We start from the raw sequence: 1,276 nt of genomic DNA on the forward strand, positions 1-1,276 counted from the left end.
GGTATCGGAGTCTGCGTCGTAGCTGGCATAGCGATCGTAGCAGCGGCGGACATGCCACGAGCCACCGCCTTCGTCGACATAGACGGTGCGCGGCTGGGCGAGCAGGCTGCCGAGGACGAAGCCGCCGACGCCGGCAGCAATGCCGATGCCGATTTCGCGGTTGTGGTGATGGCTGTGGGCGGCCGAAGGCTGCACGGTGCCGGCCAGCGTGGCGGCGGCGACGGCGGTGGCGATAAGGCCGGAAACGAGTGTGTTCTTGAACATGACGATCTCCTTGCTTCGTTGACCGAGGCGATCCATCCGCCTCTTGATCATCTGTCGTCGCAGCCAGGAAAAAGGTTCGAACTTTTTTGATTTTTCTGAGATCCGGGAAATCGGATGGACCGAGGTCCACGCTGACGGCGACTGGAAGAGGTTGGAGAGGACGTTGATGCGGCCAATCTCCCCCATTTGCTGGGGCTACGCCATGCACATACCCGCTATGACTGGGGTGACTGATCGGCCCGAGGCCCGATTGCCGCGTGGGTCCCCCAATCCGTCGCTGCTTCGCAGCGCCACCTTTCCCCCTCCGGAGGGAAAGGAAAGGAGCGTTGCTGGGCGAGCGTTGACGGCAAAAGCTTGGCGCCTTCCCTCTACCCCGTCGATCGGGGGAGCGGTGGCTCGGCGGGGCCGAGACGGAGTGGGACCAGCGCCGCATAAGGCAATGCATGCGCCAAGCTGCCATGCACTCTATCGCCAAAGACCAGTTGCTTGGAAATGTGTGCATGCCGTAGCTTGCCGGGGATCAGCAGCTTTGCCGCCTTACTTCACGAGGTGATCGCCGAACGCAAAAAGGGCGGCCGAAGCCGCCCTCTTGGGGAATTGGGTCCCTCCATCAAAGGAAAATGATCACCCTGCCGTGCCTGTGGTGATGGTTGTGGTGGTGGTTGTAGTGCTTCCACCAGAACTTCTTGAAGTGCTTCTTGTGATGGTTGTGGTGGTGATGATGATGGCCATGCATGCCGTGGGCTGACGACGTGCCGACAGTGCCGGCGAGCGCGCCGGTGGCGACGAAGATGGCGACGAGGCCCGAGGTAAGAGTGCGCTTGAACATGATGATCTCCTGGATCTTTTGATCGAGGCGACCCATTCGCCTCTGACCATCAGTCGGCGCGGCGCAGCAAAAGGTTCGAAAGGTTGAGGAGATTTTTTGTGGGACGCCGTTGACGCCAGCGCGGCGACGGCAAGGACACCAATGACCCGTCGCCCCCTATTCCCCTATTCCCCTATTCCCCTA

The 1,276-nt window shown here is 61.1% G+C and carries 2 protein-coding genes; both read right to left on the bottom strand.

Translation table 11 applies throughout. The annotated features are described in order from the left end of the window. A partial coding sequence (locus tag EN991_RS36710; RefSeq protein ID WP_127370547.1) for a BA14K family protein occupies positions 1-264 on the bottom strand: 264 nt, incomplete at its 3' end. Between the two features lie 610 nt (positions 265-874). Further along, positions 875-1,093, bottom strand: a complete 219-nt coding sequence (locus tag EN991_RS36715) for a hypothetical protein (RefSeq protein ID WP_013531393.1) — start codon at positions 1,091-1,093, stop codon at positions 875-877. Positions 1,094-1,276: the final 183 nt, after the last annotated feature.

Source organism: Mesorhizobium sp. M7A.F.Ca.US.005.03.2.1 (genome assembly GCF_003997795.1).
GTDB lineage: Bacteria > Pseudomonadota > Alphaproteobacteria > Rhizobiales > Rhizobiaceae > Mesorhizobium > Mesorhizobium ciceri.